The 315-nt window shown below is 71.1% G+C and carries 1 protein-coding gene; it reads right to left on the minus strand.

Annotation, left to right across the window (positions count from 1 at the left end):
• Nucleotides 1-315: prealbumin-like fold domain-containing protein (locus tag LG634_RS37645; protein WP_226741054.1), on the minus strand; the 315-nt coding region annotated here is incomplete at both ends.

The following is a 315-nucleotide window of genomic DNA, read 5'->3' on the forward strand; positions in this document are numbered from 1 at the left end:
CCCGCGGGCGCCGCCGTCTCCTCCCAGTAGTACGTACCCAGGGGCAGACCGGCCATGGCACACGTCCCGTCCGCACCCGTCGTACACGGATCACCGACCCTCGTGTCCGTCGGCTGCAGACCACGCTGCCCATTCGACTCGCGCCACAGCTGGAACACCGCACCCGACAACGGGCGTTCCGTACCGGCGATCCGCTTCACCACCGACACCCGGCCGAGGACCGGCGCGTTCTGCGCGATCACACCGACCCCGCGCTCGGCGTTCTCGGCCGTCAGCTCCAGCGGACCGAACACCGCCGGATCCGGCAGCCGGTAG

Origin of the sequence: Streptomyces bambusae (genome assembly GCF_020532645.1) — a bacterium.
In the GTDB taxonomy this organism is placed as follows: domain Bacteria; phylum Actinomycetota; class Actinomycetes; order Streptomycetales; family Streptomycetaceae; genus Streptomyces; species Streptomyces bambusae.